Origin of the sequence: Wolbachia endosymbiont (group A) of Yponomeuta plumbellus (assembly GCF_947251575.1) — a bacterium.
GTDB lineage: Bacteria > Pseudomonadota > Alphaproteobacteria > Rickettsiales > Anaplasmataceae > Wolbachia > Wolbachia pipientis.
The window spans coordinates 949,737-965,699 of record NZ_OX366353.1; the positions used below are offsets into that span (position 1 = coordinate 949,737).

At 35.9% G+C, this 15,963-nt stretch carries 16 protein-coding genes and 4 pseudogenes; all 20 read right to left on the reverse strand.

Going from position 1 to position 15,963, the window contains the following annotated elements; translation table 11 throughout:
• Positions 1-15: 15 nt before the first annotated feature.
• Positions 16-1,495 (reverse strand): annotated as a pseudogene (locus OPR39_RS04645) (recombinase family protein).
• A 9-nt stretch (positions 1,496-1,504) separates the two neighbouring features.
• Positions 1,505-1,936: a DUF2924 domain-containing protein gene (locus tag OPR39_RS04650; protein WP_265039213.1), complete on the reverse strand. Its 432-nt coding sequence runs from the start codon at positions 1,934-1,936 to the stop codon at positions 1,505-1,507.
• Positions 1,937-1,940: 4 nt separating this feature from the next.
• Positions 1,941-2,396 (reverse strand): ankyrin repeat domain-containing protein, encoded by a 456-nt coding sequence (locus OPR39_RS04655; RefSeq protein WP_265039211.1) that lies wholly within the window; start codon positions 2,394-2,396, stop codon positions 1,941-1,943.
• 38 nt (positions 2,397-2,434) lie between these two features.
• The gene (locus tag OPR39_RS04660; RefSeq protein ID WP_265039209.1) at positions 2,435-3,163 is read right to left on the reverse strand and encodes an ankyrin repeat domain-containing protein; all 729 of its coding nucleotides are present in this window, start codon (positions 3,161-3,163) and stop codon (positions 2,435-2,437) included.
• A gap of 167 nt (positions 3,164-3,330) precedes the next feature.
• Positions 3,331-4,490, reverse strand: a pseudogene (locus OPR39_RS04665) (phage tail protein).
• Positions 4,491-4,776: 286 nt separating this feature from the next.
• Positions 4,777-5,577, reverse strand: a complete 801-nt coding sequence (locus tag OPR39_RS04670) for a baseplate assembly protein (RefSeq protein WP_265039208.1) — start codon at positions 5,575-5,577, stop codon at positions 4,777-4,779.
• Positions 5,578-5,579: 2 nt separating this feature from the next.
• Positions 5,580-5,915 (reverse strand): GPW/gp25 family protein, encoded by a 336-nt coding sequence (locus tag OPR39_RS04675; protein ID WP_265039206.1) that lies wholly within the window; start codon positions 5,913-5,915, stop codon positions 5,580-5,582.
• 2 nt (positions 5,916-5,917) lie between these two features.
• Positions 5,918-6,172 carry a PAAR domain-containing protein gene (locus OPR39_RS04680; RefSeq protein WP_265039204.1) on the reverse strand — a complete coding sequence of 85 codons (255 nt, stop codon included), beginning with the start codon at positions 6,170-6,172 and terminating at the stop codon, positions 5,918-5,920.
• An 8-nt stretch (positions 6,173-6,180) separates the two neighbouring features.
• The gene (locus OPR39_RS04685; protein ID WP_265039203.1) at positions 6,181-6,636 is read right to left on the reverse strand and encodes a phage baseplate assembly protein V; all 456 of its coding nucleotides are present in this window, start codon (positions 6,634-6,636) and stop codon (positions 6,181-6,183) included.
• Positions 6,623-7,096, reverse strand: a complete 474-nt coding sequence (locus OPR39_RS04690; protein WP_065094331.1) for a hypothetical protein — start codon at positions 7,094-7,096, stop codon at positions 6,623-6,625. Before OPR39_RS04690 ends, OPR39_RS04685 begins: the two co-directional genes overlap by 14 nt.
• On the reverse strand, positions 7,077-7,583 hold the full coding sequence (locus OPR39_RS04695; RefSeq protein ID WP_265039202.1) for a phage tail protein: 507 nt from the start codon (positions 7,581-7,583) through the stop codon (positions 7,077-7,079). Before OPR39_RS04695 ends, OPR39_RS04690 begins: the two co-directional genes overlap by 20 nt.
• Positions 7,584-7,889, reverse strand: coding sequence for a head-tail joining protein (locus OPR39_RS04700; protein ID WP_265039201.1), 306 nt, complete (start codon positions 7,887-7,889; stop codon positions 7,584-7,586).
• A gap of 106 nt (positions 7,890-7,995) precedes the next feature.
• On the reverse strand, positions 7,996-9,003 hold the full coding sequence (locus OPR39_RS04705) for a major capsid protein (RefSeq protein ID WP_265039200.1): 1,008 nt from the start codon (positions 9,001-9,003) through the stop codon (positions 7,996-7,998).
• Between the two features lie 25 nt (positions 9,004-9,028).
• Positions 9,029-9,397 carry a head decoration protein gene (locus OPR39_RS04710; protein ID WP_262986414.1) on the reverse strand — a complete coding sequence of 123 codons (369 nt, stop codon included), beginning with the start codon at positions 9,395-9,397 and terminating at the stop codon, positions 9,029-9,031.
• Positions 9,372-10,448 carry a S49 family peptidase gene (locus OPR39_RS04715; protein ID WP_406833340.1) on the reverse strand — a complete coding sequence of 359 codons (1,077 nt, stop codon included), beginning with the start codon at positions 10,446-10,448 and terminating at the stop codon, positions 9,372-9,374. The genes OPR39_RS04710 and OPR39_RS04715 overlap by 26 nt, the downstream gene beginning before the upstream one ends.
• Positions 10,449-10,472: 24 nt before the next feature.
• A complete protein-coding gene (locus tag OPR39_RS04720; RefSeq protein WP_265039198.1) occupies positions 10,473-11,891 on the reverse strand; it encodes a phage portal protein in 1,419 nt (472 codons plus the stop codon).
• On the reverse strand, positions 11,892-12,107 hold the full coding sequence (locus tag OPR39_RS04725; RefSeq protein ID WP_265039197.1) for a gpW family protein: 216 nt from the start codon (positions 12,105-12,107) through the stop codon (positions 11,892-11,894). It abuts the gene before it with no gap.
• Between the two features lie 3 nt (positions 12,108-12,110).
• Positions 12,111-13,934 (reverse strand): phage terminase large subunit family protein, encoded by a 1,824-nt coding sequence (locus OPR39_RS04730; RefSeq protein ID WP_265039195.1) that lies wholly within the window; start codon positions 13,932-13,934, stop codon positions 12,111-12,113.
• Positions 13,931-15,377 (reverse strand): annotated as a pseudogene (locus OPR39_RS04735) (ankyrin repeat domain-containing protein). The gene OPR39_RS04730 and the pseudogene OPR39_RS04735 overlap by 4 nt, the downstream one beginning before the upstream one ends.
• Before the next feature lie 3 nt (positions 15,378-15,380).
• Positions 15,381-15,858 (reverse strand): annotated as a pseudogene (locus OPR39_RS04740) (hypothetical protein).
• Between the last annotated feature and the right edge of the window lie 105 nt (positions 15,859-15,963).

Consider the following 15,963-nt stretch of genomic DNA (forward strand, 5'->3'; position numbering starts at 1 on the left):
TACTATTGCAAAGGTTCAACCATAAAATCTTTCCATCTGCTCACTCCACAGCATCGGTATTTCCCTCAAGTCAGCTAACTTCAAACTCCTTGGCTGCCTCCCATTTACTATGTCTTCTTTGATCTTTGGTGCTAAATAATTCAACCTTAAAATTTGTTGTATGCGTCTTGTACCTATATTAATTTTGGCACTTAGCTCTCCTACGCTTGCATATTTTCCCTCTTCTAGCTGACGTTTCCATAGGTGGGCTCCTACCACTGCTTTCAGTAACGCATTGTTTGTTTTACCTTCTGGCTCAATCACTGTACATTTATTTCCTTTCTTCTTCATTATTGGTATAAATTCCACCTTATCCTCCGAACCCATTTCTATTCCATCTTCTTTTACCATTACTCCTTTTATTAACTTTTTCACTACTTCTTTCTGTTTTCCAAAACTTAAATTTTTCCACTCTTCCGCTTTTTTTCCCCATTTTTCATATAGCTGTTCAGCTTTCTTCATCACTTCTTTTTCCACTTCTCCCGCTACTATAGTTCTGTTTATTGATTCACAACCTTTTCCCCTTAAGTGATTGTTACATATGTAATATCGATATCTTTTATTTTCTTTTTTTGAGTATGTCAGCGTCATGTTCACATTACAACTCTTGCACTTAATTATTCCCCTAAGTAGCGCTTCCTCATATTTTGCTTTTCTATATGGTTGATTCTTTATCAATTCCTGCGCTTTTTGCCATTTTTCCTCTTTTATTATTGCTTCATGCTTTCCTTCATACTCTTTCTCATAATGTCTGATTTTTCCCACATATATTGGATTTGTTACTATTCTCCTTACTGTCGCTTTTTTAAAGATATCTGATTTTGTTCTATAACCTTCTCTGTTTAACTCCCTTGCCAGTTCTGCCATTGATCTCAGCTCCATATACCTCTCAAATATATGTTTTACCGTCTTTGCTTCTTTTTCATTTATTATTAATTCCTTATCTTTTACATCATACCCTAGCGGTAAAGTTCCACCCATCCATAGTCCTTGTTCTTTTGATGTTGCTATTTTATTTTTTACTCTCTCTACTATCATCTCTCTTTCTAATTGTGCTGCTCCTGACAATACCGTTTGTACAAATTTTCCCATTGGCGTATTATTGTCAAATATCTGCGTTACTGCTACAAAATTTACTCGGTGCCTTCTAAAAAATGATGTTACTTCTATGCTGTCTTTTGTTTCCCTTGATAGCCTATCTAGCGTATATACTACTACACAATCTACTTCTCCTTTTTTTTACATCTTCAAACAATTCCTTTATCGCTGGTCTTTCTAAATTCTTTCCTGAGAAACCTCCATCATCGTACCTTTTGGCCAATGCTACCCAGCCTTCTTTGCTCTTTATGTACTTTTCACATGCTACTCGCTGCGCATCAAGGCTATTAAACTTCTGCTCTAGACCATCTTCATTTGATTTTCTTGTATATATCGCACACCTTACCTCTTTTAGCATTCTCTCTCCTCAATTTCCACTTTTATCACGCATTCCAAATAATAAAGGTCCGTTGTAACTCATTCCCATTATTTTTCCTGCTACTCCTGACAATGATGTATAAAACTCTTCTCTGTAGATTAAACCCTTATCTGTTACCATTACTGCATGCGTTTCCTCACCTCTCTCTAGTATTAATTCTGTCCCTTCTACTGGTAATTTATCGCTACTTATTCTTTTTCCCTTTTCTAGCCGATCTGCCAGATATTCTAGTCTTTTTGCTCCTTTTCTTGACATTTTTCCATACGCTTCCTCCTGCATTCTATATGCTAATCTTGGTATCAGATATTTCTTTGAATGTTTAGGTGCCTCTTCCCCAAATACCTTCTTCCACGTTTTTCTCAGCTCACTCAAAGGTTTTCTCTCTAAATTCATTACTTTCTTTTCTACTTCTTTCTCCATATTTTTAGCCTTTCATAAATAACTTTTCAATTCTGTCTGTTTCTTTCTTTAATACCTCGGTTACTTCTTTACTATAATCCATTGCTGTCATTCCAAATTTATCCGCTTGTTCTATTTCTCCTCCAGCCTTCACTAATTCTTTCACTATCTCTTTTTCGCCTATCATGCATGCAAGGTGCAGCGGTGTGCATTTATTTCCATATTCTTCCGCATTTACATTCCCTCCTGATTTTATCAATTCCCTCACGATTTCTAGACGTTTCTCCGTTACCGCTAGGTGCAGTGCTGTGTATCCTTCTATATCTTTAGCATTCACATTCGCTCCTTTTTCGACTAATAACTCCACTGTTTTTGCGTCTACCGCATAATGCAGTTCCTTCTCGTCTCTTGCATAAATATTTTCATGTGAGTTCTCTAATAATTCTTCTGCTGACTTATTAAATTTGCCAAACTTTAACATAATTTACCTCACCTTTTCTTTGAATTTAAATCCCTTTTCTAAGCCCTCCTTTTCACCACCTCATCTATCATCTCATTTACTTGGCTCATTATTTTGCTTGCTAAATTTTCACATTCTTCCTTTATTAGTGATTTGTCTCTCTTTCTTATTTCTTCTATCTCTATTATTTTTAGCTCCGGCATATAGCTCCCATTCAGCATGTCTGCTATTTCTTCCACTATCCTCTCTATTCCATAGCACGTCAGTTCTCTACTTTTTGTTATTCCTCCTTTTTCTCTCAGAAATTTACTCGCCCTTTCACTCTCTTTGCTATCACATAGACGATACTTTTCACTTTCCCAAATGTAATACATTGGTGTTGCACCATATTTATTCAGTTGATTAACCTCAGCTCCTGCTTTTACTAGCTCTTTTATTATTTCAACTCCTGCTCCTCCTATTTTGCATGCAGAGTGTAGTGGCGTACATCCAGTGACATATTGAGTGGCATTTACTTCTGCTCCTTCCCTTAGCAGCACTTTTACATTTTCTAAGCTTTTCGCAAATACTGCACAGTGTAGTGGTGTATAACCATTTTTATCTCTTGCATTTACCTCTGCCCCTTTTTTTATTAATAACCTCGCTGTTTTGTAATCAGAGATTTCTACTGCTTGGTGCAATATCGTCTCTCCTTCTTCATTTCTTTTATTAATGTTTTTAAACCCGTTACTTGATACTTCTTTAAAAAACTTACTAAAAGATTCTCTCTTTTCTTCGCTAAACTTCATACTTACCTCACAAAATTAGCTTTTCTAGCGCCAGATAAATTTCTTATGTTTACCTGCTGCTATTTAATTCATGTCCTTTTTAGCATAAGAAAGCAAGTCCTTTTCTTTTTATTTCATACACTTTAAACTATTGTTAATATAATATATGAGGATCTAAATATAAGTACTTAACTTATTAGAGATATTACTTGACTATTTTTCCAACTTCTGTGCAAATGTCGATGTTCATGCCACTTTAGTACTCCTGGGTAAAATACTAAAATGTAATTTTCTAATTCGTGTATTGAGTCTTTTTGCTCTAAATCATTTTTATAGTAAACGTTGTGTTCTGCTAAAACATATTTTCTGACCTTCTGATCTGTATAATTTTTTGCTTTATAGTTGTGAGTAACGCTAAATCTTTCTAAAATTGGCTTGTGTTTTAAATTCCAATATTGCCCTGAAAGTTTATCGCTTCCCAATACAAATTTATTTCCTCTTTCTTCTACGCTACTAACTGGAAAGCACGTATTTATGTCTCCTAAATCCCAACTGTCTGATAATACTATCTGCGCTTTTGCAAATTTAATCGATGGTAATAAACTCTGTGGTAATGGATATAGTGCTTTTAAGTTGTACCACAAATGATTTCTTTCATAAATACCGTTATAATTCTTTGTGTGAGGCTCGGTTTCTCCAAGTATTGCTACATCTAGGCGATATATATCATTGCTTAAAGCTCGTTCATAATGATCGCGTAGATAGTTTTCTATAATCTTAATAACTGGACCACTAGACCTGAAAAAATTTACTCTTCCAAATGATAACACTGGTCCATCTTTTTCTATTTTTACCCCTGAATAATCAGACAGAAGATCTCCAAATAAACTCTCATCCAATATAAATCTCTGCACATTATAATAATCGTTAAAAATCCTCATTAATCTGGATCTTACAGGCAGTGATAGTTTTGCCAGCTCTACTACTGCATCTACGAAGAAGTCATTTGGTACCTCTTTTATCCCTACTTGCAACTCAAAAAGTGTTTACCGGGTGGCTCTTCAATAATTGTAATATCTTCTATATTTGCCCATTTTAGTGCTATTTTTAGTGATGCTGGAGTTCCTCTCAGTCTTTGAAATTTTACTCCTTCTACTACTGCTTTTCTTCTATCTTTTACCCAGCATAGTATTTCTTCTAAACCATATTCTTCTATTATCCACGGCAATGTTTCTTCTTCCAATCTAAATTTAAATCCTCTAATACAGCTTGGATCAACCTTATAATCTATCGCATCTACTAGCGCTTTTTCCTGTTTTGTTGCGTTTGGCGGTAATAAACTTTTCATTTGTCTTTTCTTTCAAGTTGCTTTAATTTCCTTTATTTAGGTAGCTTATGAGTAAGCAAGAGATCATTTCAGAACTGATCAAAAATAAAGATGTTCTTAATATCGAAAACACTTTCCATAATATTTGACCATACTATCCATACTTTAAAAAACAAGTTACAACTTCTGGAAGAAAATCAATACTTTCGTCTCCCTAACATTGGGCATTTTTATCCAGTAAACCTTAAACCACTTATTGAACGCAATCCCCTCACTGGTACGATTCCACAAAACAAAAAAATACGTTTTAAATCCTATCTAACTTGACGTGGCCAAGCACTGCACACTCATTCCCCAATACTACAACATCCTCTTTTGGCTCGATTAATTCTACGTTTTCTACACCCTCTACAAATAGGTTTGCTATTATCCAAGATCTTGTAACATTCCATCCTAATCTTTTTGCTAATTCAAACTTCTTAATAAACTGCTTCTTGATTTCTTCCTCTGATATTACAGGACTCATGCTCATTCTGCTGTGAATATCTATTTCCGTAATATTGCAACCAATTACTGTTATCGTATCTGTTAAAACCCTTGTATCATCTCTAGTAACCTGCTTTTTTACAATTTCTAGTAGTTCTTCTGACACTATGCCAGTTGTGGATAATTGTGTTGATAAGATTGAAATTTGTACTTTCCCTGGTATAGGTGATTCCACTAGTGCATCTTTTACTCTACTATCTGCTGACAGTGCATGATATTTATAATATTCCTTACTTCCTCCTGTTGACCAACCTGCTATTTTTGCTTTTACCCTCTTTCTAAATCTTTCATCCTCTTCTTCTTTTTCTCTCTCTACTCCATAAAATTCAGCTAAGTTATCAAGATCTTCTCCCGTTGCAAATTTAAGTAAATTACCCTTTACAGCTTCGTTTATCCTTTGTCTGAGTAAAAGTTCACGCCAGGCTGCTACTTCCAGAACTTTCATTGCTGGATCCGATTCTACTAATCCTGAAAAGGTTTCATCTCTACGGACTAACTCTTCTTTCATTCTTGAAAATATTTCCTCGAAATTTGGCTTTTCTACAATATTTAGCTGCTGCATCTTTAAACTACAATTTCATCAAAATGAATGTTTTTCCCGCTTGGTAAGTATAATCCTTCTAGGTCAAGCGTTACTTTTCCTTCTTTCACCTCTGTCATTTTTACTTTTTCTAGCTTAAATCTTTCCTCCCACCTTTGTAGAGCTTCTGCTACTGCTGAATAGATTTCCAAAGTTAAATCTCTATTTATTGGCTTATCTACTAATTCAAATAATCTTGACCCATAATCCCTTCTCATTATCCTACTGTTAATAGGAGTGGTCAGTATATCAATTATTGATTGTTTCAGATGTTCTATTCCTTCTAATTCTTTTCCTGTTTTGGAGTCCATCCCTTCCATTTTTAGCCTGCAAACACGTTTTCACTGCCTTTTATTACTTTAAACCCACATGAAACTATATCTCCTACTCTTCCCGCTCCAAACCCATTTACAAACACTGCTTTCGACCCTTGTGTCATTACTTTTCCTTCACTAAAATTATCTCCTTGCCTACAGACAGGTCTTCCGTTTATAAATACATCTCTGCTTCCACTTATACAAAAATGCAGCAACGCTCCTTCACAGTGATCTCCTAGGCGTATAACTGATTTATTCATTCCTTTCCCTAATTTAGATTTACTCTTTTTGCTTTTAGTTTTATTTCGCTCTTTGTTATCTCTACACTTGATTCCCCAACATTCAGTGTTATCTTGTCTACTACTTCAATCTCTAAATGATGTTTCTCTTTATCATATGTAAATCTTGTCCCATCTTGAAATTTTACATTATTTACTTCCTTTTTATTCTCTGGAGGAGGGTATTTTTCCTGATATATTGCCGGTAACACCACCCCCAAAGACAATTCTCCCAATGGTGATAATACTATTACCTGTTCATCAATATTTGGTGGTGACCAACTTTCAGCTCTATTTGTTATCCATGGAAGAAAATCTGTTACAAGTTCACCTATTCTAACTTTTACTTTAGCTTTTTCATAATCTATTTTTTCGACAATGCCTATACGGACAATGTTGGCCAATTTCCTCCGCAATTCTGAAATTGCAAAATTACTTTCCAACATTCACATCGATTAAATGAGGTTTTATTTTACTCACTTCCCAAATCGATCGCCCTACATGCAATTCGTGCGCCCAGTCTACCATCCACACTAAATATGCATCGAGCTCTGGCCTAAAATCATCTCCTCCTCCTGATATAAATTCTCCTGGTGAAACATTTTTCACGTTCCAAGTATTTTTATTTACTACTCTGGCAACCTCAGCAGCTAATGATCTGACAATAATAGGGGCATTTTCTATTGTGCTATCGATCACTATTCGTGCCTCAAATTTTGCTCTCAGCGCTAGCTCCTCTGTTCCTGGATCTTTTCCTTGCTCTAGACTTGACAATTCTATAAATACCGCTGGAGCTGCTAACTCTTTCCTTATTGCTGGATAAACCTCACAAGTTTGAATTGCTGGTATCTCTGCCTTTAGCGTATTACAGATTGCCTCATGTAAATTAGTCCAAAATGCCGTCATAAAATAACTTATGTGTAAAATATTTTTCAAATATCCTTTTAACTTCATAATTAACAAGATTTTCTATTATCCTTGAAGCCTCAGGTTCAAGTGGTAGTTTAACCTCCTGTATCGGTAGTGCTGTTCTTCCTACACGTTTAAAAATACCGCTATTTCCTTTTGGCATAACTGCTGCAAATCCTCCTATAAACTCATGCTTTCCTACTTTCGATCCTCTTCTTGTTTTTTGTATCTTGCCAATTGTCGATGCTCTAATGTCATAGAGATTTGCTCTAATTAACACTTCTAATCTGCTAGTTTTTGCCTTAAAAATTCTTAATCTCTTTCTTATCAAACTTAATTTTATCTGCTTTTCCTCACTGATTTCCTTAGCTGCTTTTGATTTTAGCCATATTGCTGTTTTGTTTAATGCACTCACTGTCGCTTTTTCCACTTTTTTCCTTTCAGCATCTATACTTTGTATAATACTACCGGTGTTAATACGCATTTATACTCCTGACGCTCGAATTTTCCATACCATTCCTGAATTATCTTGCAGCGGTGGAGAATATACTTTATATTTACGGTCACCTATAACAAAAATATCTCCTACAATTGGCCTTAACACATCAAACGCACTTACTTCTAACGCTAAAGTTTCTCCTACAAATTGCCCTTCACCAATCTCGTATAATTTATCTGGCTCTTGCTTTAATACTTGTACCATGTACGCCTTATTTTTCGACTCATACAAAGCTAACTCTCCTAAATGGGCAAAACAATCTTTAAATAATCTCTTTATATTTTTCTGCATACCATTTTTTCTAAAAGTCTTTACATATTATTTTAAACATATTGCATATCTTATATTTTTATGGTATATTTTTAAGGTCATAAATAGAGTTTTCTATGTGGGGACCCTACCATGTTGTTACTATTTTCGCTAAAACGGCCGGACGATGGCACATTGGCAGAGGATTTGACTGCGTATGTAAATCAGTCCCTCTATCAAACCTCCTTGGTTCTTGCTTTGCATATAGTGGCTGTCCAAGAGTATTCACTGTCTCATTAAAATCTGCTGGTGCAAAATATGTTGTAAATGTGCTTGCTGTTCCTAGTGGAAAACAGTGCCCTGTATCTTTCTCAATAAATCTTCTTACGGTTCCTTCAGGGTCAGTTGCTTGCCCTCTATATTCCTCAAATGTAATTCCACAGAACGTAAATCCTGATCTCATATCATTTCGAAGCGCTGCTCCTTCTTGCCATCTCTCGTATGCTTCTTTCACTTTAGTATGTGAAGTTAGTGCATCAAAAAACTCAGGGCTTACCAAGGCATGAATTCCGGTCATATATTCACCACTTAGATTATCTTCTATGTGCCGCAATACTTCCAGACACTTACGTTTTACATCTGTTGTTGCTGTTCCCAGTGCAAAATTTACTACTTTTGGCGTGATTTCAAATTCGTTGTACAGATTTAATAATTCTGACCCATCAGCATCTAAAATTATTCCTTTCAGCGCTCCCATTCGCAAATGCTCTAATGTTATTGCATGTTTGTTCCTCATCAATTGCAAATGATCGGTTATTACATCTGCCAGCGCTTTAAGTTCACTCTCTGATCCAAATGCCCTTATTCCCTGTACTTCCTCTGGTAACACTACATCATCATGTGGAATATGTGGAATCGTAAATGTTCTTACCTTTCTTTTTCCTCTTTTTCCTACTGTTGCTGGTGCTCCGGGTAACTGCGTTGGTAGTAAACTTAATACTCCGTTTTGCTCTTCTATGGTAATATGTCTAAATCTTACTGACCTACTTGGAAACAAATTTAAATTTTCAACTCGTCCATAATTTACCGGCAATATATTCATCGCATTTGTTAGTGCCGTCATACTAAATGCTGTATTTGTAAATGGATTTTGCATTCTTTTTCCCCCTTATTAATTTAAGTTACACTCCCTTGCGGACAATGATCCCTCGTCCTTCAAGTTGCTTTATTGCTGCAGCTTTCTGCTCTTCAGTGATATTTGCTGGCCATACAACTGCATGATCTGCTAGCATTGCTATACGTGTAATGATTACTGCTTTGGCATTTTCTGTCGCATTTACATCACTTACTATTGCACCTATCGCTGTTTGTGTACCATCTGTGGCAGTTGGATTTATTATCTTAACCATGCTATCTTTATCGAGAGCCACTACTGTACCAAGCTTTAGGTTCTGCCCTTTTGCTACTGTTATTTGATCTCTTGAATACAGGCTTGATGCCTCATACTTTAATAAGTCACTCAGATTATTTTGTTCGGTTATAGTACTCATTTTGCTTTTCTCCTTTTGTTATATATTTTAAATGCCTACGACTTTTCGCTACCTGCATCATCAACTCTTCTCCTGAATTCTGTGGTATTGTACTTATTATCTCTGTCTTCTTTGTTCTTTCTGCAAGTAATTCCATTAAAACCTCCCTTGCTTGCTCAACACTTACACCCTGCTCAATAAATTCTCCTATCTTTTCTGGCATCTTTGATATATTACATAAACGTATTAATTCAAGAACTTCAGTACGATACTTAGTTAAATTATTAGTTTCTTCTTTTAGGTCAGTTATAGTTTGTTCGTTCATAGTAATACTCCTGTTTTTATTAATATATTTAAACTCTGAAAGAATTGTAATTCCATCTGCAAGACCTATTTCTACTGCTTTCTCGCCAAAATATAGCCCTGCTTCTGTTGATTTGATTGCCTCTACAGAAAGGTTTCTATTGCGTGCTATTAGCTCAACCAGCATTTCATATAAACGATTCACTTCGCTTTTTAGATTTTCTAAACTCTCAGAAGTTATTGGCTCATGTGGATTTAAATCATTTTTTCTACTTCCTGCAAACACTGTGGTATATTTTATTCCACATTTTTCATCAAATCCACTTTGATCTATATGACTTGCTATTACTCCTATACTCCCAACTCCTGAAGTGCGGGTGAGAAAAATCTTTTCAGCGCTAGAAGCTATAGCGTACGCAGCAGAATATGCATCATCATTTGCTATCGCTATTATCCTCTTTTTTCCTCTTGATTCATAAATAAAGTCAGCTAGGTCAAATATACCGTTTACCTCTCCTCCGGGGCTATCTATTTCCAGTATAATTGTCTCTATGCTACTATCTGCTAATGCTTGTGTAATTTGTTCTTCTATTTGCTCATATGATGTCATTCCGAGCATTTCATCAAATGCACCAGGTTTTTTAGTTAAAATGCCATGTATCGGTATTATTCCTCTTTCACTATTTCTTACTGCATGTTTTATATTTTTAAAGATAGGCTGCTTTCCTGTTTGTAGTGACAGTAACTCAAAACTCCTTGGTTCTACCATTACATCTGTTTAGCCATTGTTGTTTCATATCACCTCTTGATTGGCCGTAACGTCAGAATCAAAACTTAAGCCCAGTTCACTTGCACGTCTTTGATCTTCTGCTATTTCTTGGTCAATTTCTTCTACATCATAACCCATTTCTGATACTACTTCCGCTCGACTCTTGAATCCATTTCTTACTGCCATCTGTTGTGCTTGTTGATCTTTCAGTGGATCCACCCAATCAAATCCCTGTGGTATCCATTTTACTTCTTCTTTCGCTGCTTTTGCCACTTTTTCATCTATACGGAGTTCTCCACAAAGTACTGCTAACTCTAGCCATCTACTCCATACTGGTCTACAAAATTGGAATACCATAATGTTATGTTGCAGCATAGCGCATCGACGACGAAACTCTATCAGTCCTGCTCTGATTGATGAATAATTAACACCGGTTAAATCTCCTGTTAGTTGTTCGTATGTTATCCCTGTGCCTATTGCTATTGCCCTCAGTTGCTGTCTCATAAATGCTTCATAGCTTCCTCCTACATCAGATGGCTCTGAAAACTTTATATCCTCACCTGGATCAAGTAGTTGCATAGTACCAGGTTCTAGGCCAGATAGTGCTACTCCTTGCTCACTTGCTTCACCTTCTCCCATGATATTTGCTTCTGGATCGAGTCTTGTAATAAATCCAGCAAACATTGCTGCTGTCTTTTTTCTCACTAATTCTGCATCATCATACTGGTCAAGTTCGTAAAGTTTTAAAAGCACGTTAGAAAGCCAAGGTTCCCCTCTAATTTGTCCAGGTCTCAGTGGTTTATAGATATGTAAAACATCGTTTGCTGGGACTCTTACTGACTCTCCAAAGGTATTTTCACCAGGGTGTTCTTTAAATAAGTAATAAGCTTCTCTTTGCCCAAGCTTGTTAAACTCAATCCCGTTTCTTATTACATTACCATTTGCTAAAGTTTGATTTGTTTTATTGTCTAAATGTTCAGACTCAAGTACTTGCAGTTGTAATGGCACAGAAAATCTATCTTCCAGCTTTCTCGTTCTTAAACGTACAAAACATTCTCCACCCTCTATCATACTTCTGCATACTAGAGCTTGTAATCCATAAAAATCACTTATTCCACAGCTATCTGCTTCATCTGTCCATCTTAGCCATAATTCTTGCACTTTTTTCCTAAATTTTGCATCTCTTGCTTTTGATTGCGGCTTTATTCCTGTTCCAATAGAGTTACTTACTATTGTATCAATAATATTTGCTGCATATGGATTTTTTCTCACCATATCACGTGACCTACTACGTAAAGTTTCAAGGCTTTGAGACAGCAAATTGTTTATACTTCCTAACTCTGGTTGAAAGTGAAAAAATCTTCTTCCTGAACCTGCTCCATCCCAAGCAGAACTTTTGATTTTTGGTTTGTTAAATAATTGCTTGAAGGTTTTTAGCAGCATTTATAAAATTCCTTTACTCGTTGAAAAAACAATTTTCCTCTTTCCAGCAATCTTTAGCTCAACTTTAATTCGTTGTCTTAAGCTTAGTAAATCATTTATATCTACTTCAGCATATCTTACAATATGGTCACCATATGCAATTGATACTACTCTCTCTCCATTTTGCAGTTTCTTTATCGCTTCTTCGACTTGAATTAGATAATCTTCGTTATACATTTACTACTCGCTGATCCATTTGCTTTTCACTATTTTCTTTGATTTTTTACTTTCTGGTTTTTCACTTAAACTATTCCATTTACTCTCTGGCCATCTATCTATTCCCAGTGCTATCGATGCTGCTCTTGCATAAATCCTACAGTCTAATACTTCATTTCTTTCTCTTACCTTCTGCCACTCTTGTTTGGTGTATCCTTTTACCACTTTGCTGACTAATTGCTCTGCTGTTAGCTGCTTAAAATATTCAGGTGCATATTCGGGAAAATGACAATATCCTGCTGGAGCTTCTTCACCTTCTTTTAAAACATTAAGTAATTGAAAAAGCTCTGACTTTAATATCGATACTCCTACTGGCCATAGCTTTATTCCTCTCTTTAGCTTTTGACCACCAACTGTTATATCTACTCTACTTGGGCTGCTAAGTGGCACTAGTGCTTTATTTACACCTTTTACTGCCATTACTCTTCCAGAGCCTTGATGACTTCTCACCCAATTGTATACTTCTTGTGTCGCATATCCTGCATCTACTGCCATCATGCTTATCATATACTCAAGCCCATTTTCACCGATAAAATGATGATTGAGGAGCTCCGAAAGCTTTCCCCATACTTCTCCACTTCCTGTATCTCCTTCAAATACTCGGTAGTCTATTGACCAATTTTCTCTGCCTTTTCCCCAGGCTACAACTTCTGCTTCCAAGCGATCTTTTTGAACATCTACTCCTGCTGTGAGAACTACTTCGCCTTTTGGTACTGTGCCAATCTGAAAAAATTCTCTCCTGTTAAATAATTGCTTCCAGTCCGGTACTTCTCCTTTATCTACCCAGGTTTCTCCAAGCGTAGTATTTATCCAAACTTTCAGTAATTGTTCACTTTCTTTCGCATGGAGAAAATCCTCTACTGCTTGAGTCCAACTATACCAGCCAACTGGGCTATAAAGACTTGAAAGATGAAATCCTTTTTTCTCACCTTTTATTGGATTTGTAGCTCTCCATTCTCCACGCTCAAGAATTCCTGTCTTTTGATGATTTTCTATCTTTTTACCACATTCTATACATATATAGTGTGCTGTATTTGGATTTTTATCTTCCCATTTTATTTGTGACCATTTTAATATTTGGTAATAATTACAATGCGGACATGGTACAAAAAAATATCTCTTATCTGTTACTTCAAATTCTTTCTCAATTCTGCTTATTCCATGAATCGTTGGTGTTGACACTAAAAAAATCTTTCGCCTTGCAAAGGTATTAGTTCGAGCAATACTAAGCAGTACTGGATCTCCTTCTCCTCCTGAATCTCCTGGATAAGCATCAATCTCATCAAGAAAGAGATACTTTACTGGCATAGACCTGAGACCTACACTGCTGTTTGCTCCAGTAATCACAACTATTCCACCTGGAAATTCCTTACTTTGTACAGTATTCCCTGAATCTCTTGATCTTGGGTCTTTTACTTTACTCTTTAAACATGGCGTACTCTCTATTAACGGTGCAAATCTTCCTTTTGACCAACGCTTTCCCATTTCAACTGTTGGCTGTACTACTAGCATTGGTCCTGGTGTTTGATCGATAATATAGCCAATCCAATTGTTACCAGCTTCTGTTCCTCCAATCTGCGCTCCTTTCATGAATACTACTTTTTCAGCCTGTGAAGAAGGAGATAGTGAATCCATGATTTCTTTTAAATAAGGAGTTCTTTCTGTTCTCCATTTACCTGGCTCTGATGCTGCAGTTGGCGCTAAAACTCGATACTCATTCGCCCACTCTGATACTTTAAGCTCTGGATCTGGTTTTAAACCTTCAGAAAAAGATGTAGCGTATATCATATTGCTAGCTCTTCACCATCATTAGATGATACTTCAACATCACTTAAAATAGAACTGCACTCACTTGTTTTCTCACTTTCGAGTTCAATAAACATTTTCTTTTCAAGTGCTTCTTCTATATACTTCTGAATTAAATTACTCATTATTATTGCAGCTATGAGCGCAACTATTCCCACCATTACCGCAGCTATAATGTTAGGGTAAATTCCTACTATCGCTATTGCGCATATTGTTATAGTGACACAGATGATATTGGTATATTTCTTTATTTTTTTGTCTGCTATTTTCCTTTCTTCAAAATATTTATTGCTCAATAAATGAAATGTTGGAAAGTTCTTCTGTCTTCCAAATAACACTATTTCTTTCTCTTTACTCAGTAGTTCTATTAATTTTGCATTGTTCGTTATTATTGCATACTGAAAAACATCCGTGGCATCTGCTCCTCTCTTTAGCAACAACTTTACTACGTTAAAGTGACCATGCTTTGCAGCAACATAAATTCCCGTTTTTCCACTCTCATCTACAGCATCTATTTCAACTCCTTCACCAAGAATACCGTCTATTAGGTCTTCATATCCTTTTCTGGCAGCTAAATCTTGCTAAAATCTTTACTATATCTAATCTATTTGCTTCTTTTGCATAACAAAATGGTGTCTTGCCATTATCATCCTTAATTAAAGGATCTATATCCTCTCGGGTTAGTAATACTTCTACTGTTTTAAGTCTTTCAGCGTAATGTAGTGGTGTTTTATTTTCATAGTCTTGTAAATTAACTCCAGCATTAGGAACATTTATTAAGCATCTTACAATATCTAAACATAAGTCTCTTTCGTCGTAATTACTGCTACTTATAGCTACGTGCAAAGGAGATAATTTCATTGCATTTCTGCCGCTACCAGCTATATTGACATTCGCACCAAGATTTGAAAGTAATTTTACTACTTCTAGCTTCTTGTTGTTTACTGCATAATGCATTGCTGCATGATTTCTCACGTCAAGAACATCTTTATCCGCATTTCCTTCTCTAATTAAAATTTCTACTATTTCTTCATGTCCAGCTCCTGCCGCTAAGTGTAATGGTGTATGTAGTAAAGCATTCTGCTCATTAACATTAACTCCTTTGTTGAGTAAAAACCTTACAGCATTTGCTTCATTCAACATCGCAGCTAAATGAAGTAAGCTATCTTTCTCCAATCCATATTTGTGATTGATTAGTGCTTGTAATATCTCTTCTCTTGCACAAGAGAGCGCACTTTTACCATCATCATCAGTGATCAGTGGATTAATATTTTTCCTGTTCAGTAAGAGTGCAACCATACCAAACTCGTTAATTTCTACTGCATAATGCAGCGGTGTCTTTCCATTTAATCCTCTAACATTTACATCCACTCCTTGCTGATTAATGAGACACTTTATTAATTCTAAACTTAAGTTAGCAGACATTATTTAAAACTTAATATTAGATAATTCTTGTAATGAGTTTGTAATCTCTTCAGTGAGCGTCTTATGAATCTTTTCAGTGTCACTCAGTGATGCAAGCAGTGCTGAAACTCTATTTGGAATATTAAGCAAATTATTACGTACAACTCTTGCTACATTAAATGCATCGCGCTTTACTTCCTCTACTGCTACAAGTTCTCCTATCTCAGCCTTAGCTTTCGCCTCAAGTAGTTTACCTCGTTCCATTTCATTTTTTATTCGAGTTTTTAGCAACATCGTGGAAAGGTTACTTGTATTTTCGTTTTCTGGATTTTTCCTCCTCAGTGGCTGACTTGGATCTCTTATTGCCGCTACTGCTTCATTTGCTTGTTCTCTATTGATCAAACCATCCTCCAACTCAACTATTCCTTTTTTTTACTAAATAACAGACATATTGCTTTGAAAACCCTTTTTCCCTTGCCCATTCTGCTTGCGTAATTCTCACCTTTTTTTCTCCTTTTTTAGCACTGCTCAGCTATAATTTCGTAAGTAGTTAACATTTGAAATATATCTAACGCTAAAGAAGGCCCGAGGTCAGGACCACCAAACC

Excerpts from the sequence above, each read along its gene's own strand:
- OPR39_RS04660 (WP_265039209.1), bottom strand. The coding sequence starts at position 3,163 with ATGAAGTTTAGCGAAGAAAAGAGAGAATCTTTTAGTAAGTTTTTTAAA.
- OPR39_RS04655 (WP_265039211.1), bottom strand. The coding sequence starts at position 2,396 with ATGTTAAAGTTTGGCAAATTTAATAAGTCAGCAGAAGAATTATTAGAG.
- OPR39_RS04675 (WP_265039206.1), bottom strand. The coding sequence starts at position 5,915 with ATGGAAGGGATGGACTCCAAAACAGGAAAAGAATTAGAAGGAATAGAA.
- OPR39_RS04690 (WP_065094331.1), bottom strand. The coding sequence starts at position 7,096 with ATGACGGCATTTTGGACTAATTTACATGAGGCAATCTGTAATACGCTA.
- OPR39_RS04700 (WP_265039201.1), bottom strand. The coding sequence starts at position 7,889 with ATGCAGAAAAATATAAAGAGATTATTTAAAGATTGTTTTGCCCATTTA.
- OPR39_RS04710 (WP_262986414.1), bottom strand. The coding sequence starts at position 9,397 with ATGAGTACTATAACCGAACAAAATAATCTGAGTGACTTATTAAAGTAT.
- OPR39_RS04650 (WP_265039213.1), bottom strand. The coding sequence starts at position 1,936 with ATGGAGAAAGAAGTAGAAAAGAAAGTAATGAATTTAGAGAGAAAACCT.
- OPR39_RS04680 (WP_265039204.1), bottom strand. The coding sequence starts at position 6,172 with ATGAATAAATCAGTTATACGCCTAGGAGATCACTGTGAAGGAGCGTTG.
- OPR39_RS04725 (WP_265039197.1), bottom strand. The coding sequence starts at position 12,107 with ATGTATAACGAAGATTATCTAATTCAAGTCGAAGAAGCGATAAAGAAA.
- OPR39_RS04715 (WP_406833340.1), bottom strand. The coding sequence starts at position 10,448 with ATGGTAGAACCAAGGAGTTTTGAGTTACTGTCACTACAAACAGGAAAG.
- OPR39_RS04720 (WP_265039198.1), bottom strand. The coding sequence starts at position 11,891 with ATGCTGCTAAAAACCTTCAAGCAATTATTTAACAAACCAAAAATCAAA.
- OPR39_RS04730 (WP_265039195.1), bottom strand. The coding sequence starts at position 13,934 with ATGATATACGCTACATCTTTTTCTGAAGGTTTAAAACCAGATCCAGAG.
- OPR39_RS04705 (WP_265039200.1), bottom strand. The coding sequence starts at position 9,003 with ATGCAAAATCCATTTACAAATACAGCATTTAGTATGACGGCACTAACA.
- OPR39_RS04695 (WP_265039202.1), bottom strand. The coding sequence starts at position 7,583 with ATGCGTATTAACACCGGTAGTATTATACAAAGTATAGATGCTGAAAGG.
- OPR39_RS04670 (WP_265039208.1), bottom strand. The coding sequence starts at position 5,577 with ATGCAGCAGCTAAATATTGTAGAAAAGCCAAATTTCGAGGAAATATTT.
- OPR39_RS04685 (WP_265039203.1), bottom strand. The coding sequence starts at position 6,636 with ATGTTGGAAAGTAATTTTGCAATTTCAGAATTGCGGAGGAAATTGGCC.